The sequence below is a fragment of the Pseudomonas sp. IT-P176 genome (assembly GCF_949767245.1).
Lineage (GTDB): Bacteria > Pseudomonadota > Gammaproteobacteria > Pseudomonadales > Pseudomonadaceae > Aquipseudomonas.
Map to the genome: position 1 here is coordinate 1 of NZ_CATKPN010000041.1, position 21,187 is coordinate 21,187.

Annotated in this window: 23 protein-coding genes; 16 read left to right on the top strand and 7 right to left on the bottom strand. The window is 61.1% G+C overall.

What is annotated here, in order from left to right:
• The first annotated feature begins 191 nt into the window (after positions 1-191).
• From ACM6IP_RS11080 to ACM6IP_RS11095, 4 genes are all read left to right on the top strand, one after another.
• On the top strand, positions 192-1,796 hold the full coding sequence (locus ACM6IP_RS11080; protein ID WP_095171798.1) for a tetratricopeptide repeat-containing response regulator: 1,605 nt from the start codon (positions 192-194) through the stop codon (positions 1,794-1,796).
• Positions 1,793-2,485, top strand: coding sequence for a sensor histidine kinase (locus ACM6IP_RS11085; protein ID WP_095171800.1), 693 nt, complete (start codon positions 1,793-1,795; stop codon positions 2,483-2,485). Before ACM6IP_RS11080 ends, ACM6IP_RS11085 begins: the two co-directional genes overlap by 4 nt.
• Before the next feature lie 231 nt (positions 2,486-2,716).
• Positions 2,717-3,958, top strand: a complete 1,242-nt coding sequence (locus ACM6IP_RS11090; RefSeq protein WP_414861511.1) for a glutamine synthetase family protein — start codon at positions 2,717-2,719, stop codon at positions 3,956-3,958.
• A gap of 71 nt (positions 3,959-4,029) precedes the next feature.
• Positions 4,030-5,412 carry an MFS transporter gene (locus ACM6IP_RS11095; RefSeq protein WP_095171803.1) on the top strand — a complete coding sequence of 461 codons (1,383 nt, stop codon included), beginning with the start codon at positions 4,030-4,032 and terminating at the stop codon, positions 5,410-5,412.
• Positions 5,413-5,474: 62 nt separating this feature from the next.
• Here the strand turns inward: ACM6IP_RS11095 and ACM6IP_RS11100 are convergent, their stop codons facing one another.
• From ACM6IP_RS11100 to flgA, 4 genes are all read right to left on the bottom strand, one after another.
• Positions 5,475-6,221 carry a flagellar brake protein gene (locus ACM6IP_RS11100; RefSeq protein WP_401130335.1) on the bottom strand — a complete coding sequence of 249 codons (747 nt, stop codon included), beginning with the start codon at positions 6,219-6,221 and terminating at the stop codon, positions 5,475-5,477.
• Between the two features lie 95 nt (positions 6,222-6,316).
• A complete protein-coding gene (locus ACM6IP_RS11105) occupies positions 6,317-6,784 on the bottom strand; it encodes a flagella synthesis protein FlgN (RefSeq protein WP_095171806.1) in 468 nt (155 codons plus the stop codon).
• 50 nt (positions 6,785-6,834) lie between these two features.
• Positions 6,835-7,158, bottom strand: coding sequence for a flagellar biosynthesis anti-sigma factor FlgM (flgM, locus tag ACM6IP_RS11110; protein WP_159994227.1), 324 nt, complete (start codon positions 7,156-7,158; stop codon positions 6,835-6,837).
• A 152-nt stretch (positions 7,159-7,310) separates the two neighbouring features.
• Positions 7,311-8,072 (bottom strand): flagellar basal body P-ring formation chaperone FlgA, encoded by a 762-nt coding sequence (flgA, locus tag ACM6IP_RS11115; protein ID WP_095171808.1) that lies wholly within the window; start codon positions 8,070-8,072, stop codon positions 7,311-7,313.
• An 81-nt stretch (positions 8,073-8,153) separates the two neighbouring features.
• Here flgA and ACM6IP_RS11120 point away from each other — a divergent pair, with 81 nt between their 5' ends.
• The 6 genes from ACM6IP_RS11120 (at position 8,154) to flgE (ending at position 13,190) form a co-directional block, all read left to right on the top strand.
• Positions 8,154-9,086 (top strand): chemotaxis protein CheV, encoded by a 933-nt coding sequence (locus ACM6IP_RS11120; RefSeq protein WP_095171810.1) that lies wholly within the window; start codon positions 8,154-8,156, stop codon positions 9,084-9,086.
• 46 nt (positions 9,087-9,132) lie between these two features.
• Positions 9,133-9,960 carry a protein-glutamate O-methyltransferase CheR gene (gene cheR / locus ACM6IP_RS11125; protein WP_095171812.1) on the top strand — a complete coding sequence of 276 codons (828 nt, stop codon included), beginning with the start codon at positions 9,133-9,135 and terminating at the stop codon, positions 9,958-9,960.
• Between the two features lie 253 nt (positions 9,961-10,213).
• Positions 10,214-10,621, top strand: coding sequence for a flagellar basal body rod protein FlgB (gene flgB / locus ACM6IP_RS11130; RefSeq protein WP_095171814.1), 408 nt, complete (start codon positions 10,214-10,216; stop codon positions 10,619-10,621).
• Positions 10,622-10,624: 3 nt separating this feature from the next.
• Positions 10,625-11,068: a flagellar basal body rod protein FlgC gene (gene flgC, locus ACM6IP_RS11135; protein ID WP_095171815.1), complete on the top strand. Its 444-nt coding sequence runs from the start codon at positions 10,625-10,627 to the stop codon at positions 11,066-11,068.
• A 15-nt stretch (positions 11,069-11,083) separates the two neighbouring features.
• Positions 11,084-11,809: a flagellar hook assembly protein FlgD gene (gene flgD, locus ACM6IP_RS11140; RefSeq protein ID WP_414861489.1), complete on the top strand. Its 726-nt coding sequence runs from the start codon at positions 11,084-11,086 to the stop codon at positions 11,807-11,809.
• 31 nt (positions 11,810-11,840) lie between these two features.
• On the top strand, positions 11,841-13,190 hold the full coding sequence (gene flgE, locus ACM6IP_RS11145; RefSeq protein ID WP_095171818.1) for a flagellar hook protein FlgE: 1,350 nt from the start codon (positions 11,841-11,843) through the stop codon (positions 13,188-13,190).
• Between the two features lie 72 nt (positions 13,191-13,262).
• Here flgE and ACM6IP_RS11150 read toward each other — a convergent pair whose 3' ends face one another.
• Positions 13,263-14,696 (bottom strand): M48 family metalloprotease, encoded by a 1,434-nt coding sequence (locus tag ACM6IP_RS11150; protein ID WP_095171820.1) that lies wholly within the window; start codon positions 14,694-14,696, stop codon positions 13,263-13,265.
• A gap of 97 nt (positions 14,697-14,793) precedes the next feature.
• Here ACM6IP_RS11150 and ACM6IP_RS11155 point away from each other — a divergent pair, with 97 nt between their 5' ends.
• Both ACM6IP_RS11155 and ACM6IP_RS11160 read left to right on the top strand, forming a co-directional pair.
• Positions 14,794-15,033, top strand: coding sequence for a sulfurtransferase TusA family protein (locus tag ACM6IP_RS11155; RefSeq protein WP_095171822.1), 240 nt, complete (start codon positions 14,794-14,796; stop codon positions 15,031-15,033).
• Positions 15,034-15,060: 27 nt separating this feature from the next.
• Positions 15,061-16,131 (top strand): AI-2E family transporter, encoded by a 1,071-nt coding sequence (locus ACM6IP_RS11160; RefSeq protein ID WP_095171823.1) that lies wholly within the window; start codon positions 15,061-15,063, stop codon positions 16,129-16,131.
• 125 nt (positions 16,132-16,256) lie between these two features.
• On the opposite strand, the gene ACM6IP_RS11165 is transcribed toward ACM6IP_RS11160, so the two are convergent.
• The gene (locus ACM6IP_RS11165) at positions 16,257-16,730 is read right to left on the bottom strand and encodes a peroxiredoxin (RefSeq protein ID WP_159994233.1); all 474 of its coding nucleotides are present in this window, start codon (positions 16,728-16,730) and stop codon (positions 16,257-16,259) included.
• 11 nt (positions 16,731-16,741) lie between these two features.
• Positions 16,742-17,302: a glycine cleavage system protein R gene (locus ACM6IP_RS11170; protein WP_095080353.1), complete on the bottom strand. Its 561-nt coding sequence runs from the start codon at positions 17,300-17,302 to the stop codon at positions 16,742-16,744.
• 328 nt (positions 17,303-17,630) lie between these two features.
• On the opposite strand from ACM6IP_RS11170, the gene dapA reads away from it, so the two are divergent.
• The 4 genes from dapA to purC are packed head-to-tail and all read left to right on the top strand — an operon-like array spanning position 17,631 to position 21,147.
• Positions 17,631-18,509 (top strand): 4-hydroxy-tetrahydrodipicolinate synthase, encoded by an 879-nt coding sequence (gene dapA / locus ACM6IP_RS11175; protein ID WP_095171828.1) that lies wholly within the window; start codon positions 17,631-17,633, stop codon positions 18,507-18,509.
• 17 nt (positions 18,510-18,526) lie between these two features.
• Positions 18,527-19,642, top strand: coding sequence for an outer membrane protein assembly factor BamC (bamC, locus tag ACM6IP_RS11180; RefSeq protein WP_095171830.1), 1,116 nt, complete (start codon positions 18,527-18,529; stop codon positions 19,640-19,642).
• 4 nt (positions 19,643-19,646) lie between these two features.
• On the top strand, positions 19,647-20,405 hold the full coding sequence (locus ACM6IP_RS11185; protein WP_414861490.1) for an MBL fold metallo-hydrolase: 759 nt from the start codon (positions 19,647-19,649) through the stop codon (positions 20,403-20,405).
• 28 nt (positions 20,406-20,433) lie between these two features.
• On the top strand, positions 20,434-21,147 hold the full coding sequence (gene purC, locus ACM6IP_RS11190; protein ID WP_095171833.1) for a phosphoribosylaminoimidazolesuccinocarboxamide synthase: 714 nt from the start codon (positions 20,434-20,436) through the stop codon (positions 21,145-21,147).
• Positions 21,148-21,187 lie beyond the last annotated feature (40 nt).

Genomic DNA, 21,187 nt, shown 5'->3' on the forward strand with positions numbered 1-21,187 from the left:
CACGCGAAAAACTCAGCGTCCTTCCCACGCGATCTTTGCTCAGGTAAATCCAAGAATCTTCACCGATACCTTCAAGGGATTGCCCTGTCCGGCCGATAACCCGATGGACGGTAGTCTCATCCGATGCCAAACCGGGCAGCGAAGTTGAGCACGTCCTTGTGGTTCATCTTTTTAATTGCCTGGAATCTTCGATGCTGGCGTACCACCAAAAGAGCTTTTTGATCGTCGATGATTTCTCGGATTTCCGCAGTTCAGTCCGATCGATGTTGCGCGAGTTGGGTGTGAAAGATGTCGACACGGCCGACACCGGCGAGGTCGCGCTGCGCATGTGCTCGCAGAAGCGCTACGACTTCATCCTGCAGGATTACCATCTGGGCGACGGCAAGAAGAACGGCCAGCAGGTACTCGAAGACCTGATGATCGAAAAACTGATCAGCCACGAAAGTATCTTCGTCATGGTCACTGCCGAGAGCAGCCAGGCCATGGTGCTCAGTGCCCTCGAGCACGAGCCGGATGCCTACCTGACCAAGCCGTTCAACCGCGCCGGCCTGGCCCAGCGCCTGGAGCGGTTGCAGCAGCGCAAGACCCTGCTCAAGCCGATCATGCAAGCGCTTGATCGCGGCAAACCGGTCGAGGTTCTCAACGCCTGCATTGCCCTGTGCAGACAGGACCCACGTTACTCGCCGCTGTGCCTGCGTTATCGCGCCGACGCATTGCGCGACATGAACCAGAACGAAGTGCTCGAACGTTTGTACAACAGCATCCTTGCCGACCGTCCGTTGCCCTGGGCCTACGTGGGGTTGGGGCGCCTGCTGTTCAAGCGCGGCCAGGTCGCCCAAGCCAAAGCGTTGTACGAAAAGGCGTTGAAGGTCTTCCCGATGATGCCCGGTCTGTACGACGGGCTGGCCGATGTCCTGGTGGCGCAAGGCAACAGCAAGTCGGCACAACGGGTGCTCGAGGAGGCTGTGCGTCTTTCCCCGCTGGCGGTCCGTCGGCAATCGTTGCTAGGCAAGCTGGCCATGAGCAACGAAGACTTCGATACCGCAGCCAAAGCCTATCGCCAGGCGGTCTCGCAAGGCGCGCAGTCGCGCTTCAAGGATCCAGAGAGCAACCTCGGCCTGGCCCATGCGTTGATCAGCAAGGGCAGTGAAAGGGGCCTGGACACCCGTGCCCGCCTGGAGATCAACCAGACCTTGAGCGCGGTCGCCAAGGAAAACCCCAGTGATCCCGGGTTACAGATTCGCGCGCGGCTGATGAAAGCCACCAGTTTGCTGATCAACGATGCGGAAACGGCCGACAAGCTCACCGAGCAGGCCTTGACTCGCCTCGACGGCATGGAGCAGTTCATGAGCGCCGATGCGGCCTTACTGGTGGCCAAGCAGTTGAAGATGTTGGGGCAGGCACAGGCCAGCGACTCGATGCTCAAGAACTGTGCGGAAATCTACGGCGATGACCCCGCGGTGATGCGCGGTATCGCCAGGCAGACCGATGATCCGGCGATTCTCAACTCGGGTACGGCCGCCGCAGACCTCAACCGCCAAGGCGTGCGCAGCTACAAGGCCGGTGCCCTGACCGAAGCCCGCGAGCTGTTTCGCGGTGCCTTGTTGCTGCAGCCGAAGAACATCAGCATTGCCCTCAACATGGCGCAGGCGTTGTTGCATGGGGTCACGGCCGATCTCGATCCGGGATTGCTCGAGGAGTGTCGCAAGTGTTTGAAGATGGTCGGCTTGATGCCCGAGAGCGACTCGCGGTATCCGCGTTATCAGAAGCTGCAGAACAAGGCGTTTGAGCAATGAGTGAGATTGATCAGGGGCTGGATTTTTCCACGGTGATTGCCTCCACCGTACACGACATGAAGAATTCCCTGACGGTGCTGATGCAAGCGCACGGCCAGTGGCTCGCCCGGCTGCCCAGTGCCCAACAGCAAACCGATGAGCAGGGCGTGATCGACTTCGAATTCGCTCATCTGAACGGCATGCTGGTGCAGTTGCTCGGTCTGTACAAGCTCGGCGTCAATCAGTTGCCCGTACGCCCGGACTACCATGAGTTGGACGATTTCATCGAGGCCCAATTGGCCGCGCATCAAGAGGTGTTCAAGAGTCGCGGCATTCTCGTCACCTACGAAGTCGATCCCTTGAGTCCGCTGGGTTTTTTCGACCGCGAATTGATCGGTACGGTGCTGGCCAATGCCATCAACAACGCGATCCGTTTTGCCCGGCAGTCACTGCTGATCAGCGTCGGTGAAGAAACCGGGCAGTTGGTGCTGACCATCAATGACGATGGCGAAGGCTATCCGGCCCAGATGATCGAGCGCCAGGAGCAGTACGTACAGGGCATTAACCCGGCCAGCGGCAGCACCGGCCTGGGCCTGTACTTTGCCGCGCGCATTGCCCAGTTGCACCAGCGCAACGGCGTGCCAGGGCGTACCGAAATCAGTAATGGCGGGCCTTTGGGCGGCGGCTTGTTCAGTCTCTATCTGCCTTGAGGCGTGACAGAACCTGTGCCAACAGAGTCTGATTGAGCTTTTCAGCGGTTGTGCTTGATATTCCGAACGGCTGATGCCTATTTTGTGCGGATCGCCATTAACGGCCTGCACAATACCAAGGATAGCGTCATGACGACCGATGGCCAGGGTTCTCTCGCACAGCGATTGACCGGCATTGATGAAGTTGAATGTGTCACCCCGGACCTCAATGGGGTGCCGCGCGGCAAGGTGATGACTGCCGCAGGATTTCTCGAGGGGCGACGGTTGCAGATGGCACGGGGGGTGCTGCTGCAATGCATCATGGGCGGTTATCCCGCCCCACGTTTTTACGGCAGCGACGACGGTGACCTCGCGCTCAATGCCGATCCGCAACAGATCCATCGTTTGCCCTGGAGTGCCCAACCGCGCGCGCTGGCGATCTGTGACGCCGACGAGTTGAGCGGCGCGAGCTCCCGGCTGTCCACCCGTGGCCAGCTCAAGGCCGTGGTTGCTCGTTATGCCGCGCTGGGCCTGGCGCCCGTGGTGGCGACCGAGATGGAATTTTTTGTGTTCGCTCCCAATACCGACCCGACCCAACCGTTCCAGCCGCCCATTGGCCTGGACGGGCGTCGCGAAGACGGCCTTTCGGCGTTCAGCATCAGTTCCAACAATGGTTTGCGTCCGTTCTTCAATGAGGTCTACGCCAGCATGGCGGCGTTGGGGTTGCCGCGGGACACCTTCATGCACGAAATGGGCGTCAGCCAGTTCGAGATCAACCTGCTGCACGGCGATCCCCTGTTGCTGGCCGACCAGACGTTCCTGTTCAAGCACCTGCTCAAGGAAGTGGCGCTCAAGCATGGCTTGACCGTGGTGTGCATGGCCAAGCCCCTGGCCCACACGGCCGGCAGCTCGATGCACATTCACCAGAGCGTGGTCGAGCTCGGCACCGATCACAACGTGTTCAGTGACGAGTCCGGCGAGCCAACGGCGATGTTCCGTCACTTCATCGGCGGGCAGCAGGCCGGCATGGCCGACTTCACGGCGCTGTTCGCACCGAACGTCAACTCCTACCAGCGCCTGTGCCATCCCTACGCATCACCCAACAACGCCTGCTGGTCCCATGACAACCGCGCCGCCGGATTACGTATTCCCGCCAGTTCGCCAGCCGCGCGTCGGGTCGAAAACCGCCTGCCGGGCGCCGACGCCAACCCTTACCTGGCGATCGCCGCCAGCCTGGCCGCGGGGCTGCACGGCATCGAGCAGCAACTGGAACCGACCCCGGCAATCCAGGGCGAATTCAGCGTGCCGGAAAGTTTGTCTCTGCCATGTACCTTGCATGCGGCTCTTGAACGTCTGAAACGTAGCCAATTGGCGAAGGAACTGTTCGGCATGGAGTTCATCGAAGGCTACATCGCCTCGAAGACCATGGAGTTGACCAGCTTCTTTGATGAGATCACTCCCTGGGAACGGCGCGTTTTAGCTGCCCAGGCCTAACCGACCCGCCGCTGTCGGGCTATCGTAGACGGTAGCCTGATCCTCACTGCAAGGAGCCGCTCGGAACGCCGATGCGCCAAATCTGGAAATCCTTTCGAGCGCTGTATTTCGCCTCGCTGATGATGTTGATCGGCTCGGGCTTGCTTAGCACCTACCTGGCCCTGCGCCTGGCCGCCGACCAGGTCGACGGCCTGTGGATCGGCGCATTGATGGCGGCCAACTATTTCGGCCTGGTCCTGGGCGGCAAGATCGGTCACCGGTTGATTGCCCGGGTCGGACACATCCGGGCCTATTCCGCCTGTGCCGGGATAGTCGGGGCCGCCGTGCTCGGGCATGGCCTGGTGGACTGGCTACCGGCCTGGCTGATTCTGCGGATGGTGGTTGGCCTGGGCATGATGTGCCAGTACATGGTCATCGAGAGCTGGCTCAATGAGCAGGCCGACGCCAAGCAGCGGGGCATGGTGTTCAGCGGCTACATGATCGCCTCCTACCTGGGCTTGGTGCTGGGCCAGTTGATTCTGGTCATGCACCCGTCCCTGGGCCTGGAGTTGCTGATGCTGGTCGCCTTGTGTTTTGCCCTGTGCCTGGTCCCCGTGACCCTGACCCGACGCATTCACCCGGCGCCCTTGCATCCGGCGCCGATGGAGCCGCGCTTCTTCATGAAGCGGGTGCCACAGTCCCTCAGCACGGTGCTCGGGGCGGGGCTGATCGTCGGCTCGTTCTATGGCCTGGCGCCGCTCTATGCCTCTCAGCAAGGGCTGTCCACCGAGCAGGTCGGCCTGTTCATGGGTAGCTGCATCTTTGCCGGCCTGGTGGTGCAATGGCCGCTGGGCTGGCTGTCTGATCGCTACGACCGGGCGGTGCTGATTCGCAGTTTCGCCATCTGTCTGGCGTTGGCTGCGTTGCCTCTGGCGATCATGCCCAAGGTGCCGCTGGAAGTATTGTTCATCGCCGGGTTTGCCTGCTCGCTGGTGCAGTTCTGCCTGTATCCGCTGGCGGTGGCGTTCTCCAACGACCACGTCGAGGGCGATCGGCGGGTGTCGCTGACCGCGATGTTGCTGGTGACATACGGGGTCGGGGCGAGTATCGGGCCGTTGGTGGCGGGGGTGCTGATGAAGTTTTTCGGCAGCCAGATGCTCTACGCGTTTTTCAGCTTCTTCGCCCTGGTCCTGGTCTGGCGCATCCGGCCCAAAGCGGTGACCAACCTGCATCAGGTCGATGACGCGCCGCTGCACCACGTAGCGATGCCGGACAGCATGTCCAGTTCGCCACTGGTGGCTGCACTCGATCCCCGGGTCGACGAGCAGGTGGTGCAGGACCAGATGCAGAACGGTGCCAGTCCTGACCCCGAGCCTGAGCCGGAGACCGAAGCGGGGACCGAGGCCGAGCAGACGAATACCGATCCGCCGCCGGACGATGAACATCCCCACACCTTCACTGGGGCCAGGCCTTGATCTGAAGGCAAAAAAAACGGGCAGTCACCGCAAGGGGCTGCCCGTTTTTTTTGCCTGGCGAATCAGAAATCGTCTTTATCGAAACGCCGGGCTTCACGCTGCAACTGATAGACAAAACGCTCGACCTGGCGCTGCACCAGGCCGCTCATGTTGTGAAAGCGCACGCCGGCGAAGGTGGTGTCGATCCGCTCTTCGTGATGCAGGTAACGCAGCTCCACCGAGGTGGTCATGCTGCCGAAGGGCAGGGCGGCCAGGAAGCGGTCGTAGACCTGGCCCAATTGCAGCCCGCTGGTGATGTCGCCGTCAAAACGCAGCTTGCAGCCGGTGGCGGAGATGTCCAGCAACTTGCCGCTCAGGGGCACCTTGAGCTTCTCGCCAGCCAGTTCAATATTGACCAGTTGCGCCAGCTTCAAGGCCGCGCGAAAAGCATTGCGGCGCTGGTGGTAGACCACCTCGTCGGGCAGCGTGCCGCGGTAGCAGCGGCCACCATTGGCTTCGTCGATGGCCAGGGCGCCGTTGCTCTCCCAGGCGATGCGCACGCCTTCATGAAAGCCTTCGATCCGGAACGGTTCACCCGCCAGCAGGAAACGCTCGCCATCGCGCGGGATCATTTCGTCGAGGGCAATCATGTCGCTTTCGCGATCGACGTCCACCAGGTAGCTCTGGAAGCGCTGGCTGCGCTCGTGGAACGTGATGATCAGGGGATCATGGCTCTCTTGCAGCATGCGCAGGGTACTGGCGATTTCCAGAGGTGTCGTGAGCACTTTCGGTGGCTGCGGAGCATCTTCCGCGTTTGAGGCATTGAACACGGTTTATCACTCTCCAGACAGAATACGGTCACACGCAAGAGCCAGCATTCTGCCAGCATGTTTCGCGCCTTGATAGAGCACGCTCAGAGGCGAGGTCAAGCCTGGCTGAGTGGGCGCGGCTTCACGAGCATGGCGGTTGAGCCGCGTGCGTCATAAAGGGTCGGAGACTCGCCGCCATTGAGGATTCTCAATTGATGGGCAGTGGAGGCTTGTTGCACCTGGATCGAGCGGCCGTTGTGCGCGTTGGCGCTCTGGCACTCGTTAAGCAGGTGATTGAGCGCCTCGCTCTGGGCCAGCAGTTGCTCGCCGAGGCTGGACTGGGCGGCCAGTTGTTGCAGGCCGCTGGTGTCGGTTGGCAGGTTGAGGCTGGCGAGTATTTCGCTGCGCCGACGACCATGCTGATCGAGCAGGACGATCAGGCCTTGCTTGCTGGCCAGGATCTGCTCCAGCCGTTGCATGTCGCGACCGTGCAGTGCCAGGGATTCTTGCCCCAGCAAATCGAGCAACTGTTGAGCTGGCTCAAGGTCGTCGGTGATCAGTTGCAGTAAATTGTTATCGTGCATGGCTGGCCTTGGGTTTTAAGCGTCCAAAAGCCTGGCGCAAGCCTGGTGGGCTAGCGCTGGGCTTCGAAGTTGAGCAGTTTGCTGGCGACGCGGTTGCTGTCGACTTTATAGCTGCCATCGGCAATCGCGGCTTTCAACTCGGCCACACGGGCTTTGTCGACTGCGGGCTGATCGCGCAGCGTGTCGCTGATCTTCTGCAACTGCTGGGCCTCGTTGCTGAAGTGGACCGATTCCCCGCTCTGTTTGGCCGCGACCTGTTGGGTCTCGGTCGACAGCGGCGCGTTTTGAGCGGCGTCAGCAGATTCCTGGCTGGCACTGGTGCGCGTGCTGGTGAGCGTGGGGGAGCTGTTCAAACGGCTGAAATCGATAACCATGATGCGAAAAACCTCTGGGAATTTGGACGCTTGCCATGTTTTCGGCAAAATCGCGAAAAACTTTAGGCTCATTTCTCGATGAGCACGGGCGCGTCGGCATTTGCCCTGCGTGAGGCACAGTTTAGGGAATGGCTGGCACCTTCGCCAGTTATCTACATGGCCACTTCAACCTGGCCGGGGGCGATCACCTGAGCCTTGATCACCCGCTGGGAGTTCAGGTTCTTGACCCGGATCTGTTGGTTCATGCCGCCATTGGCCAGCGCCTCCCCGGGCATTCGTACGCTGAGCGTGCCACTGCGGGCGGTGATCACCACCTGATCGCCCTTGCGTACCACTTCGGCCTGCTCCAGGTGGACCAGGGTAATGACCTGGTCATTGACCATTGGTCGGACAATTTTTTGCCCGATCGCCTGGTCGACATTGGTCAGGTAACCCTGGTTGATCAGGCTGATGTCGCGCTCACGCAGAATCACATCCGCCGGCTCGATGATTGCGGCGCGTTTGAGCGGGCGGGTGCTGGTCACCACCTCGCGGAACAGCCGGACTTGCGCGGGCACGAACACGGTCCAGGGCGAGGTGCCGTCGCAACGGACCTTCACCGTGACTCGGCCCACCGGCTTGGCTGGGCTCTCCAGGGACGCTGTCAATTCCTTGTCGCAGGTCGGCAGGCGCAGACGGGGATCGAGTTGCTTGACCTCGATCTCGTAGCGGCCTTCGGTTTGGCTGGACGCCAGATAGTCTTCAACAGTGAATTCAAGAAAGCCCTGAGTGACGCCGATAAGTAGATCAGGCAAGGTAAGCGGATCTGCAAGGGCAGGGCTGCCAGCGTTGAAAAGGCACGCCGCCGCAACCGCGCCGAGCAATCGGCGGCAGGTTGAGGTCAGGCGTCGGAAAAATGTCGTGTTCACGTTCATAGCGGTTAAAAAGCAAGCGCCGTGCCGTTTAGTGATGAATGTGCGTCGCAACACACTTAGCGTTGGTGTAGGGGGCTGGGCATGGCTGGTGTAATGGATTCGGTAAACCAGCGCACACAACTGGTGGGGCAGAATCGCCTGGAGCTGTTGTTGTTCCGTCTCGACGGTCCGCAGCTCTATGGCATCAATGTGTTCAAGGTTCGGGAAGTGCTGCAATGCCCGAAACTGACCCTGATGCCCAAATCCAATCCTGTCGTGTGCGGTGTGGCAAGTATTCGGGGCGCAACCATTCCGATCATGGACCTGGCAATGGCCACGGGGTCGGGCGGGTTGCAGGACCAGAGCAATCCCTTTGTGATCATCACCGAGTACAACACCAAGACCCAAGGGTTCCTGGTGCGCTCGGTCGAGCGGATCGTCAACATGAACTGGGAGGAGATCCATCCGCCACCCAAGGGCACGGGCCACGATCACTACCTGACGGCGGTGACGCGGGTCGACAATCAGTTGGTGGAAATCATCGACGTCGAGAAGGTCCTGGCCGAAGTGGCGCCGGCACCGGAAGCGATTTCCGCCGGGGTGGTGGATGACGAGACGCAACACAAGGCGCTGTCGCTGCGGGTGCTGACGGTCGATGACTCGTCGGTGGCGCGCAAGCAGGTTTCCCGTTGCCTGCAGACGGTCGGGGTCGAGGTCGTGGCGTTGAACGACGGCCGGCAGGCGCTGGACTACCTGCGCAAGCTGGTGGAGGAGGGCAAGAAGCCGGAAGAGGAATTCCTGATGATGATTTCCGACATCGAGATGCCGGAAATGGACGGCTACACCCTGACCGCCGAGATCCGCAACGACCCGCGCATGCAAAAGCTGCACATCATCCTGCATACTTCGTTGTCAGGCGTATTCAATCAGGCGATGGTCAAGAAAGTCGGTGCCGATGACTTCCTGGCCAAGTTCCGCCCTGATGACCTGGCATCCCGGGTAGTCGACCGGATCAAAGCAGCAGATATCAGCTAGGTGGCCTTTGCCCCTGGCGATCAACACGATTTTAGAGGCGGCATCATTGTCTACGGGTAATTTGGATTTCGAACAGTTCCGGGTCTTCCTGGAAAAAGCCTGTGGCATTTTGCTCGGTGAAAACAAACAGTATCTGGTCTCGAGCCGTCTCAACAAACTGATGGAACAGCAAGGTATCAAGTCGTTGGGTGAGCTGGTCCAGCGCATTCAAGTCCAGCCGCGCGGTGGGTTGCGCGAGATGGTAGTGGACGCGATGACCACCAACGAAACCCTCTGGTTTCGTGACACCTATCCGTTTGAAGTGTTGAAGAACAAGGTCTTGCCCGAAGCGATCAAGGCCAGTCCCGGCCAGCGCCTGCGGATCTGGTCGGCGGCCTGTTCGTCGGGGCAGGAACCCTATTCGCTGTCGATGTCGATCGACGAGTTCGAGCGGACCAACATGGGCCAGTTGCGGATGGGGGTGCAGATTGTCGCCACCGATCTTTCCGGGACCATGCTGAACAACTGCAAGTCCGGCGAGTACGACAGCCTGGCGATTGGCCGCGGTCTTTCGCCAGAGCGCCTGCAGCGTTTCTTCGACCCGAAAGGGCCGGGGCGTTGGGCGGTCAAGGCGCCGATCAAGAGCCGGGTGGAGTTCCGCTCGTTCAACCTGCTGGACAGCTATGCCAGCCTGGGCAAGTTCGACATCGTGTTCTGCCGCAACGTGCTGATCTACTTCTCTGCCGAAGTGAAGAAGGACATCCTGTTGCGCATTCACAGCACGCTCAAGCCGGGCGGGTACCTGTTCCTCGGCGCGTCCGAAGCCCTCAACGGCTTGCCGGATCACTATCAGATGGTCCAGTGCAGTCCGGGGATCATCTACCAGGCCAAGTGATGGTCAGGTGGCAAAAAAAGCGGGAGTCCTCAGGGGCTCCCGTTTTTTATCGTGCTGCACAATCCTTGTAGCGCGCCTGTCGAGCAGCCCAAGGCGGCAGAAAAGCGGCAGGTGCCGGAAGACGCTTGCCGCTTTTCTGGCATTGCCACCTTGCCGCTTTCGGCCAAGGCCCCTGTTTGCGGGGCCTGGCGAGCTGGCACGGGGCTTGCTTTGTGCCTGTTACGAAAAATCAGGTCACCCAAAGGTTTGCGCCATGAGCATCAGCTTCGATAAAGCGCTCGGTATCCACCAACAAGCCCTCAGCTTCCGCGCCCAGCGTGCCGAAGTGCTGGCCAACAACATCACCAACGCCGACACACCGAACTACAAGGCGCGGGACCTGGATTTCTCGGCGGTCCTGGCCGCCCAGGCCGACAAGAGCAAAAACGGCAGCTTCGCGTTGAACAAGACCAACAGCCGTCATATCGAAGCCCAGGGCCTGAGCAGCGGTGACGAGTCGCTGCTGTATCGCACGCCGATGCAACCGTCGATCGACCAGAACACCGTGGACGCCCAACTGGAACAGGCCAACTACGCCGAGAACTCGGTGAACTTCCAGGCCAGCTTCACCTTGCTCAATAGCAAATTCAAAGGGCTGGTAGCGGCCCTGCGCGGAGAGTAATTCATGTCCCTGTCGAGTGTTTTTAATATTGCCGGTAGTGGCATGAGTGCCCAGACCACGCGCCTCAACACCGTGGCCAGTAACATCGCCAACGCCGAGACCGTCTCGTCGAGCATCGACCAGACCTACCGTGCCCGGCACCCGGTATTTGCCACCATGTTCCAGGGTGGCCAGTCGGGCGGCGGTGACTCGCTGTTCCAGAACCAGGACGCGGCCGGCCAGGGCGTGCAAGTGCTGGGCGTGGTCGAGGACCAGAGCAATCTGGAAGCGCGCTACCTGCCGAACCATCCGGCGGCTGACGCCAAGGGCTACGTCTACTACCCCAACGTCAACGTGGTTGAAGAGATGGCCGACATGATTTCCGCCAGCCGTTCGTTCCAGACCAACGCGGAAATGATGAACACCGCCAAGACCATGATGCAGAAGGTCCTGACCCTCGGTCAGTGATAAGGGGCAGCGTCGATGAGTGTTACCGATTCCACCAGTGGCCTGAGTCTCAACGACATTCTTGCGAACTCCAAGACCACCGCCACCAACACCAGCAATGACGGCCTGGCAGCCGCTGCCGGCAGCAAGACCGGCAAGAACGAGCTGGGCAAGGACGCGTTCCTGCAACTGCTGGTGACTCAGTTGAAGAACCAGAACCCCCTCGACCCGCAGGACAACAGCGAGTTCGTCGCCCAGCTGGCGCAGTTCAGCAGCCTGGAAGGCATCACTACCCTGAACTCCTCGGTGAACAACATCTCGAGCTCGTTCAAATCGTCCCAGGCCCTGCAGGCGTCGTCGCTGGTGGGCCGTTCGGTAGTGGTCCAAACCGGCTCGGCCTATGTCGACAGCACCAAGAGCATGACCGGCTCGGTGGTTATCCCGGCCTCGGTGGCTGGCACCACGGTGACCATCAGCGACAAGGACGGCAAGGCGGTGAAAACCATCGAGCTGGGCAGCCAGGCCCAGGGCAATGCCAGTTTCGTCTGGGACGGCACCAACACCGCGGGCGAGAAAGTCGACCCGGGTACCTACACCTTCAAGGCCAGTGCGCAGATCGACGGCAAGGCAACTGACCTGATCACCTACCTGCCGGCGACCGTCAACAGCGTGACCCTGAGCCAGACCGGCGGCGAGATGATGTTGAACCTCGCCAACATGGGCTCCATCGCCCTGTCCAAAGTACAGACCATTGGTCTATAGAGCCGGCTAGCGCGGCAACAAGGAGTGGAATATGTCTTTCAATATCGGCCTTAGCGGTCTCTATGCGGCCAACAAACAACTCGACGTTACCGGCAACAACATCGCCAACGTCGCCACCACCGGCTTCAAATCCTCCCGCGTGGAATTCGAAGACGTGTACGCGGCAAGCAAGCTGGGTAACGGCAACAAGTCCATCGGCAGTGGCGTGAGCCTGGCCAACGTCTCCCAGCAATTTCGCCAGGGTGATGTGACCAACACCGGCAACGTGCTGGACATGGCCATCCGTGGTTCGGGCTTCTTCGTGCTCAACGACGGCGGTTCGCTGACCTACACCCGCGCCGGTACCTTCAACGTCGACAAGGACGGCTTCATCACCAACAGTGCTGGCACCGCGCGCCTGCAGGGTTATGCGGTCGATGAGAACGGCAAGATCCTCAAGGATGTAATCGGCGACCTGAAAATCGACCAGGCGAACCTGCAGCCGAAAACCACCGGCAACATTTCCTCGAGTATCAACCTGAACTCCAGCAAGCCGATCATCGATCCGGCGGTCACCCCGTTCGACCCGACCAAGATCGACACCTACACCGACATGTTCACCACCCCGATCTACGACAGCCAGGGCAACCAGCACAACCTGGACCAGTACGTAGTCAAGACGGGTGCCAACACCTGGCAGACCTACACCCTGGTAGAGGGGCGCAACCCGAACGGCTCGGCCTTCGTACCGGCCGGCCTCGGTTCGCCGGCAACGCCGAGCAACCAGACTGCCATGACCATGAACTTCGGTTCCGACGGCAAGCTGCTGGATATCGACGCACCGGCCAGCGGCAGCCCGTACACCGTCAGCGGCAACTCGATTGTCATGGGCGCGGGTGTCTGGACGCCGGGTACGGTCAAGGATGGCGTGTGGACGGCCAACGGTGCCGTGGGCAATGCCACCGGCGTCACCAACGACCTGGCCCTGACCACCCAGTACAACTCGGCAACCATCCGCAACCTGCCGACCCAGGACGGCTACGCCACCGGCCAGATCACCAACCTGACCATCGACGGTACCGGTACGCTGTTCGCCAACTTCAGCAACAGCAAGTCCAAGGCGATCGGCCAGGTCACCCTGGCCAGCTTCAACAACGAGCAGGGCTTGCAGGCCGCCGGTGGCACCAGTTGGAAGGAGACCTACCTGTCCGGTTTCGCCGCGTACGACGCCGGCCAGACCGGCACCCTCGGTTCGGTGGTGTCCAACTCGCTGGAAGACTCCAACGTCAACCTGACCAATGAGCTGGTGGACCTGATCAAGGGCCAGAGCAACTACCAAGCCAACGCCAAGACCATCTCCACCCAGAGCACCATCATGCAGACCATCATTCAGATGGCCTGATGCCGGTGGGTTAAGCCTGCGGTACAAAAAAAGCCCCTCATCGAGGGGCTTTTTCGTTGGGGGCGGGAAGGGTCAGCCCATCATGTCCTTGATCATCCGCTCCTGTTCCATGAGCTCGCGTTGCCGGGCATCGATCCGTGACGACAGCGGGAAGTTGCTGCCGGCGCGTCGCTTGGCGAAGTCCAGCTGCTGAATGGCCTGGCGATAGTCGCCCACCAGCGCGAAGTACTCGGCGCGCGCCTGGTGCAGGCCAATGATGTTGCCGGACAGGCCACGGGTTTCGGCAACCATGTACCAGACATCCGGATCGTCCGGGCGGGTCTTGAGCAGGGCTTCCAGGGCTTTTTCGGCATCGGCCGGGCGATTCTGCTTGAGCAGCAGGTCAACCCGGACCTGATTGAGCGGGTAGTTGCCCGGGAACTGGCTGAGCATCCGGTCGACCCGGCTTTGCGCGTCGGGCAGGCGATTGCTGGCCATGTCCAGGTCGATCTGGGCCAGGTTGTAGATGATTTCGTTGGGTGCCTTGGCCAGTAGCGGTTTGAGGCTCTCGCGGGCATCGCTGAGCTGGCCGGCCTTGACCTGGGCAATGGCCAGGCCGTAACGCGCCACGTCGTTTTTCGGGTTGTCGTCCAGCTGCGCGCGAAAACGCTTGGCGGCCAGCCCCGGGGTTTCCTCGTAGAACAACTGCACGCGGGCGCGAATCAGTTGGTAGGTCTGGGTGTCTTCCTTGCCGCCGACGGGTGCCTGTTCGGCGCGGTTACGGGTGTCGGCGATCCGCGATTCGGTCACCGGGTGCGTCAGGAGGAATTCCGGCGGCTTGGCATCGAAGCGGTACTGGCGCCCCAGACGTTCGAACATGCTCGGCATGGAGCGCGGGTCGTAGCCGGCTTTCTCCAGGTTGACGATGCCGATGCGGTCGGCCTCCTGCTCGTTCTGCCGGGAGAAGCGCCGTTGCTCCTGGATTGCCGCTGCCTGGGTCCCCGCGATTGCCGCGATCCCGGCGTCACCGGCGCCGGCCGCGGCCACGATGATCCCGGCGAGCAGGGCGGCCATCATCGGCACTTGCATGCGTTGCTGGGCTTCTACGCCGCGGGCGAAGTGGCGTTGCGACAAGTGCGCCAATTCGTGGGCCAGGACCGAGGCGTATTCGCCTTCGGTCTGTGCGTTGAGAAACAGGCCACCGTTGACCCCGACAATCCCGCCTGGCGCGGCGAAGGCGTTGAGCTGCGGGCTGTTGATCAGGATGAACTCAAGACGCCGGTCGTTCAGCTGACTGGTTTCCACCAGGCGATAGACACTGGTTTCCACGTAGTTTTTCAGTTGTGGGTCATTGAGTTGTGACACCTGGCTGCGCAACATGGCCAGCCAGGCGCGCCCCAGGTCATGTTCCTGCTGGGGCGAGACGATGGCAGAACTGGCGTCGCCAAGTGACGGCAAGTCGTCGGCGAAGCCTGGTGAGGCAAGCAGGCAAGCGAGCGTCAGCAGCGTGGGGCGCAGAAAAGTCATGCACAAAGCCTTAGTCGACAAAGAGCTTACTGTAGCCGGACACTTGCCTCGGGACCAGATATTCTAGGCGGCTCAATCACCTGTGCGGAGTGAAGTAATGACCGACGCTGTAGCCCATGATGCCGAACTGGACGCCAGTGGGCTCAATTGCCCATTGCCGCTGCTCAAGGCCAAGATGGCGCTCAATGGCTTGCCCAGTGGCGCCGTGCTCAAGGTGATCGCCACCGATGCCGGCTCGCAGCGCGACTTTCGCACCTTTGCCCGTTTGGCCGGTCATACCCTGCTGCGCGAAGAAGACGCAGCCGGTGTCTATCGCTACTGGCTGAAAAAAGCCTGACTGGCCGCCTACCCATAAGGATCATTGATGTTCAAAGTGCTACGCGACTGGATTCAGCGCTACTTCTCCGACGAAGAAGCGGTGGTGCTGGCCGTCCTCCTGGTCCTGGCCTTCACTGCCGTGCTGACCCTGGGCGGGATGCTCGCACCGGTGCTGGCGGGGATGGTCCTGGCGTACCTGATGCAGGGCCTGGTCAGCACCCTGGAGCGCCTGCGCCTGCCCGGCGGGGTCGCGGTGGGGCTGGTGTTCGCGTTGTTCATGGGCGTGTTGCTGGTGTTTATCGTGGTGGTGCTGCCCTTGCTCTGGCACCAGTTCATCACTCTGTTCAACGAACTGCCCGGGATGCTCGCCAAATGGCAGTCGCTGCTGCTGTTGCTGCCCGAGCGATATCCGCACCTGGTGTCGGACGAGCAGGTGCTGCAGGCCATCGAGGTGGCGCGCAGCGAAATCGGCAAGTTTGGCCAGTGGGCGTTGACCTTCTCGCTGTCGAGCCTGCCCCTGCTGGTCAACATCATGATCTACCTGGTGCTGGTGCCGATCCTGGTGTTCTTCTTCCTCAAGGACCGGGCCATGATCGGCCGCTGGGTGCGCGGCTACCTACCGCGTGAGCGGGCGCTGATTACCCGGGTAGGCCAGGAAATGAACCGCCAGATCGCCAACTACATTCGTGGCAAGGTCATGGAAATGGCGATCTGCGGCGGGGTGACCTACATCGGTTTTGTCGCCATGGGCCTCAACTACTCGGCGCTGCTGGCGCTGTTGGTCGGGGTGTCCGTGGTGGTGCCCTATGTCGGCGCGGTGGTGGTGACGGTGCCGGTGATGCTGATTGCCTTGTTCCAGTGGGGCTGGAGCGATCAGTTCATCTACCTGATGGCGGTCTACGGGATCATCCAGACCCTGGATGGCAACGTGCTGGTGCCGTTGCTGTTCTCCGAAGCGGTCAACCTGCACCCGGTGGCAATCATCTGCGCGGTGCTGCTGTTCGGTGGGCTGTGGGGGTTCTGGGGCGTGTTCTTCGCGATTCCCCTGGCGACCCTGTTCAAGGCCGTGCTGGATGCCTGGCCGCGCAAGGAACCGGTGGTGGCGCCGCTGTTGTAGTGCGGGCCCCATCGCGAGCAAGCCGCAAGCGGGCGCTCGCTCCCACAGGATCAATGCAACCCCTGTGGGAGCGAGCGCCCGCTTGCGGCCTGCTCGCGATGGCGTCATCGCAGACGCCGAATAAATCAGCCCTTGGCCAGCGCCTGCGCCGCCGCCAGCACCGCATCCACATGCCCCGGCACTTTCACCCCGCGCCATTCCTGACGCAGCACGCCGTGCTGGTCGATCAGGAAGGTGCTGCGATCAACCCCCATGTATTCCTTGCCATACAGCTTCTTCAGCTTGATCACGTCGAACAGTTGGCACAGGGCTTCGTCCTTGTCGCTGATCAGCTCGAAGGGGAATTGCTGCTTGCACTTGAAGTTCTCGTGGGACTTCAGGCTATCGCGGGAAACGCCGAACACTTGGGTGTTGGCCGCGAGAAACTGTGGGTACTGGTCACGAAAACCCTGGCCCTCGGTGGTGCAGCCCGGGGTGCTGTCCTTGGGATAGAAGTAGATCACCACCTGCTTGCCCTTGAGGGCGGCCAGGCTGACGGTCTGCCCGCTGGTGGCGGGGACTTCGAAGTCGGCGACCGGTTGGTCGATAGCGACGGCCATGGAAAGCTTCCTTACATTGGGTTCTGTGGGCGCCACGGTTCGATCAGCGCGTCGAGGTTCAGCGCGTCGGCGAAATCGAGGAACTGATCGCGCAGCCAACTGATCTGCACACCGGCCGGCAGGGTCACGGTAAAGGTGGCGTTGAGCATGGTGCCGCCAGTCTGGGGGGCCTGATAAGTGTCGCAGGTCAGGTTTTCCAGCTCGACGTTATGGTCGATGAAGAACTGGCACAGCTCATTGACGATGTCCGAGCGGTAGGCAGAACTGACGTACGCCACATACGGCAGGGCTTGCGGGCGATTTTCCAGCGCCGCGCTGCGTACCACGTTGACGGTGAAGGCGTGTTTCTTGGCCAGGCTCGGCAGACCGGCTTCCAGGCGCGCCAGGGCGTCCCAGGAACCGGAAATCTCCAGGATGAGTGCACTGCACTCGCCATGGCGAGTCAGGCGGGAGGTGACCACGGCGCAGCGATTTTCATGGCTGGCGCGGCACAGGACGTTAGTCAGCTCCATGGGGTTGGCGCCGAGGGCACTGATGACAAGGAATTGTTCGCGAACTGTGGGGGTGGACATGCAGCATTCCTAAAGCGATGAGCGGTCGGTACGTTTATAGGCTGATTCGTCGGGTGTGGGTCCGGATGCGTTATCAACAAAGCCCGAGCCAGAGGGTTGCTGCGAGCTCAAACAAGGTGAGTTCGGGTAGATGGCAACGCAGGGGCGGGGCTTGTGGAGCCGAAAATGGAGGCTTGAACCCGGCACATGAGCCTGTCGGTACTGATCAAAGTCTGAAGGGTAGCGAAAAGCGGCGCCAAGGGGAATGGCATGAGCGCAGTACTTCGCTTGTGCAAGCATCTTGGCGCCAGTACCATTACCGCTCTCTTTTTCCGGCAGGAGCGGTTGCATGATTGCGGGCAGTATGGTGGCACTGGTCACACCCATGGATGCACAGGGTCGTCTGGACTGGGACAGCCTCAGCAAACTGGTAGACTTTCACCTGCAAAACGGCACCCACGCCATCGTGGCCGTCGGTACTACTGGTGAGTCGGCAACCCTCGACGTAAACGAACACATCGAAGTGATTCGTTATGTGGTCAAGCAGGTAGCCGGGCGTATCCCGGTGATCGCCGGTACCGGCGCCAACTCGACGCGTGAAGCGATCGAGCTGACCTCCAATGCCAAGACCGCCGGCGCCGACGCCTGCCTGCTGGTGACTCCGTACTACAACAAGCCGACGCAAGAAGGCCTGTACCAGCACTTCAAGGCTATCGCCGAAGCCGTCGACATCCCGCAGATCCTCTACAACGTGCCGGGCCGCACGGCGTGCGACATGCAGGCCGAGACCGTGATCCGCCTGTCGACCGTGAACAACATCATCGGGATCAAGGAAGCCACCGGCGACCTGTCCCGCGCCCAGGCCATCCTCGATGGCGTGAGCGAAGACTTCCTGGTGTTCTCCGGTGACGACGCGACTGCCGTGGAGCTGATCCTGCTGGGCGGCAAAGGCAACATCTCGGTGACCGCCAACGTTGCCCCGCGCGACATGGCCGACCTGTGCAACGCCGCCCTCAAGGGTGACGCCGTGACCGCACGGGCGATCCACGAAAAACTGATGCCACTCAATAAAACCCTGTTTATCGAGTCCAACCCTATCCCCGTGAAATGGGCGCTGCATGAGATGGGCTTGATGCCGGACGGTATCCGTCTGCCGCTCACCTGGCTCAGCGAAGCCTGTCACGAACCGCTGCGACAGGCCCTGCGCCAGTCCGGCGTATTGGTTTAATTGAGGAAGTAATACGCATGAAGCGACTGGCCGGACTTTCCGCACTTGCCTTGATTATCTCCAGCACCAGTGGCTGTGGATGGGTCTGGGGCCCGGAAGGTTATTTCCGTGACCGTGGTAGCGATTACCTCGAAGCGCAACAGACTGCCCCGATGCAACTGCCGCCGGACGTCCAGACCGCCAAGCGTCTGGACCCACTGCTGCCAATCCCGCGCAACGTGGCCGACGACACCGTCAAGGGCGAGTACGTGGTGCCACGTCCGCAGCCGTTGACGGCGATTGCCGAGGCCAGCGACTACAGCCTGCAGAAAAGCGGCGACTCGCGCTGGGTAATGGCGCAGCGTCCTCCGGCCGAAGTCTGGCCAGTGGCGGTGCAGTTCTTCCAGGACAACGGTTTCCGCCTGGACCAGCAGCGTCCGCAAACCGGCGAATTCACCACCACCTGGCAGCGTTCCGACGAACTGTCGGCAACCATGACCAAACGCCTGGCCAGCGCCGGCGTGGCCGCAGATGCCGAAACCCGGGTACGGGTGCGCATCGAGCCAGGCGTGCAGCGCAACACCAGTGAAGTCTACGTGGTCAGCGCCGAGCGTCCTGCTGGCAGCAGCGACGACGTGGCCTTCACCAACCGTTCGGTCAACACTGGCCTGGACGCTGCGCTGGTCGACGACATGCTGGTCAGCATGAGCCGCATCTCCGAGAAGGGCGGTTCGGTGTCGATGCTCGCTTCCCGTGATTTCGATGCCCCAAGCCGTGTCAGCCTGATCGAAGACGGCAGCGGCAACCCGGTGCTCAACGTCGGCAACGACCTCGACCGTGCCTGGTCGAGCGTGGGTCGCGCGCTGGAGCAGGGCGAATGGCGCGTGGAAGACATCAACCGCAGCCTGGGCCTGTACTACATCAACCTGGCCGAAAAAGCCGAGCGCAAGGACGAGAAGCCAGGCTTCTTCGCCAGTCTGTTCGGCAGCTCTCCGGTCAAGGAAGAAGTCGAGGCGCGCGCCGAGCGTTACCAGGTGCGCCTGAGCAAGGTTGGCGAGAACGTCCAGGTGACCGTCGAAAAAGACATCAACACCGTTGCGCCGGCTGAAGTGGCGCGCAAAGTGTTGGGTGTGATTCAGGACAACCTGGGCTGATCTGATGCGTTTTGCCGTTCTCGGCAGCGGTAGCCAAGGGAACGGCACGCTGATAGCCAGTGACGACACCGTCGTGCTGGTCGATTGTGGTTTCTCCCTGCGAGAAACCGAAAAACGCCTGCTGCGCCTGGGGATAAACCCGGCGCAACTGAGCGCGATTCTGGTGACCCACGAACATGCCGACCACGTGCATGGCGTGGGTTTGCTGTCTCGGCGCTACAATATTCCGGTTTACCTCAGTCGTGGCACCTTGCGCGGGATGCGCAAGCCGGTTGATCCGGCAGGGTTCGTGGCCGGGGGCGACCAGCTGCAGATCGGTGGGCTGGAGATTGGCGTGATCGCCGTGGCCCACGACGCGCAGGAACCGACGCAGTACGTCTTCAGTGACGGCACCCGGCGCTTTGGCCTGCTGACCGACCTGGGTTCGTACTGCGCCACCGTGCTGGACGGCTACAAGGACCTCGATGCGTTGATGATCGAGTCCAACCACTGCCGCGACCGCTTGGCTCGGGGTCACTACCCGACCTTTCTCAAGCAGCGGGTGGGTAGCGAGCTGGGACATTTGAACAACCACCAGGCGGCATTCCTGGTGTCCGAGTTGGGCTGGAAAGACCTGCAACACCTGGTACTGGCCCATCTGAGCAGCAAGAACAACCTGCCGCAGCTGGCCCGGCAATGTTTTGTCGACACCCTTGGGTGCGACCCGGACTGGCTGCAACTGGCCGATCAAGATTCAGGGCTCGACTGGCGACATATCGCCTAGCCCATCTACTTAGCAAGCGGAGCCCATCATGGAAAAACGTGAAGAACTCTACCGCGGCAAAGCCAAGTCGGTTTACCAGACCGACGACGCTAACCGCTTGATCCTGCTGTTTCGCAACGACACCTCGGCGTTCGACGGCAAGCGCATCGAACAGCTCGACCGCAAAGGCATGGTGAACAACAAGTTCAACGCCTTCATCATGCAGAAACTCGAAGCAGCCGGCGTGCCGACTCAATTCGACAAGCTGCTGGGCGACAACGAGTGCCTGGTGAAGAAGCTGGACATGATCCCGGTTGAATGTGTCGTGCGTAACTACGCCGCCGGCAGCCTGGTCAAGCGCCTGGGTGTGGAGGAGGGCATGAAGCTCAACCCTTACACCTTCGAACTGTTCCTCAAGGACGACGCCAAGGGCGACCCGTTCATCAACGAATCCCACGTCGTGGCATTCGGTTGGGGCACCGCCGAGCAACTGGTGCGCATGAAAGAACTGTCGCTCAAGGTCAACGAAGTACTGAGCAAGCTGTTCGACGACGCAGGTCTGCTGCTGGTCGACTTCAAGCTCGAATTCGGCGTGTTCCATGACGGCAGCATCGTCCTGGGCGACGAATTCAGCCCGGACGGCTGCCGCCTGTGGGACAAGGCCACCGGCAAGAAAATGGACAAGGACCGCTTCCGCCAGGGTCTGGGCGACGTAATCGAAGCCTACGAAGAAGTCGCCAACCGCCTTGGCGTACCGCTGTAATCGACGCAAGCATCTGATAGCACGGAAAAAAATTCACTTT

What these genes read in the sequence shown, in the direction of transcription:
- ACM6IP_RS11080 (WP_095171798.1), top strand. Translation starts at nt 192, where the DNA reads ATGCTGGCGTACCACCAAAAGAGCTTTTTGATCGTCGATGATTTCTCG.
- ACM6IP_RS11085 (WP_095171800.1), top strand. Translation starts at nt 1,793, where the DNA reads ATGAGTGAGATTGATCAGGGGCTGGATTTTTCCACGGTGATTGCCTCC.
- ACM6IP_RS11090 (WP_414861511.1), top strand. Translation starts at nt 2,717, where the DNA reads ATGACTGCCGCAGGATTTCTCGAGGGGCGACGGTTGCAGATGGCACGG.
- ACM6IP_RS11095 (WP_095171803.1), top strand. Translation starts at nt 4,030, where the DNA reads ATGCGCCAAATCTGGAAATCCTTTCGAGCGCTGTATTTCGCCTCGCTG.
- ACM6IP_RS11105 (WP_095171806.1), bottom strand. Translation starts at nt 6,784, where the DNA reads ATGCACGATAACAATTTACTGCAACTGATCACCGACGACCTTGAGCCA.
- flgM (WP_159994227.1), bottom strand. Translation starts at nt 7,158, where the DNA reads ATGGTTATCGATTTCAGCCGTTTGAACAGCTCCCCCACGCTCACCAGC.
- flgA (WP_095171808.1), bottom strand. Translation starts at nt 8,072, where the DNA reads ATGAACGTGAACACGACATTTTTCCGACGCCTGACCTCAACCTGCCGC.
- ACM6IP_RS11120 (WP_095171810.1), top strand. Translation starts at nt 8,154, where the DNA reads ATGGCTGGTGTAATGGATTCGGTAAACCAGCGCACACAACTGGTGGGG.
- flgB (WP_095171814.1), top strand. Translation starts at nt 10,214, where the DNA reads ATGAGCATCAGCTTCGATAAAGCGCTCGGTATCCACCAACAAGCCCTC.
- flgC (WP_095171815.1), top strand. Translation starts at nt 10,625, where the DNA reads ATGTCCCTGTCGAGTGTTTTTAATATTGCCGGTAGTGGCATGAGTGCC.
- flgD (WP_414861489.1), top strand. Translation starts at nt 11,084, where the DNA reads ATGAGTGTTACCGATTCCACCAGTGGCCTGAGTCTCAACGACATTCTT.
- flgE (WP_095171818.1), top strand. Translation starts at nt 11,841, where the DNA reads ATGTCTTTCAATATCGGCCTTAGCGGTCTCTATGCGGCCAACAAACAA.
- ACM6IP_RS11150 (WP_095171820.1), bottom strand. Translation starts at nt 14,696, where the DNA reads ATGACTTTTCTGCGCCCCACGCTGCTGACGCTCGCTTGCCTGCTTGCC.
- ACM6IP_RS11155 (WP_095171822.1), top strand. Translation starts at nt 14,794, where the DNA reads ATGACCGACGCTGTAGCCCATGATGCCGAACTGGACGCCAGTGGGCTC.
- ACM6IP_RS11160 (WP_095171823.1), top strand. Translation starts at nt 15,061, where the DNA reads ATGTTCAAAGTGCTACGCGACTGGATTCAGCGCTACTTCTCCGACGAA.
- ACM6IP_RS11165 (WP_159994233.1), bottom strand. Translation starts at nt 16,730, where the DNA reads ATGGCCGTCGCTATCGACCAACCGGTCGCCGACTTCGAAGTCCCCGCC.
- ACM6IP_RS11170 (WP_095080353.1), bottom strand. Translation starts at nt 17,302, where the DNA reads ATGTCCACCCCCACAGTTCGCGAACAATTCCTTGTCATCAGTGCCCTC.
- dapA (WP_095171828.1), top strand. Translation starts at nt 17,631, where the DNA reads ATGATTGCGGGCAGTATGGTGGCACTGGTCACACCCATGGATGCACAG.
- bamC (WP_095171830.1), top strand. Translation starts at nt 18,527, where the DNA reads ATGAAGCGACTGGCCGGACTTTCCGCACTTGCCTTGATTATCTCCAGC.
- ACM6IP_RS11185 (WP_414861490.1), top strand. Translation starts at nt 19,647, where the DNA reads ATGCGTTTTGCCGTTCTCGGCAGCGGTAGCCAAGGGAACGGCACGCTG.
- purC (WP_095171833.1), top strand. Translation starts at nt 20,434, where the DNA reads ATGGAAAAACGTGAAGAACTCTACCGCGGCAAAGCCAAGTCGGTTTAC.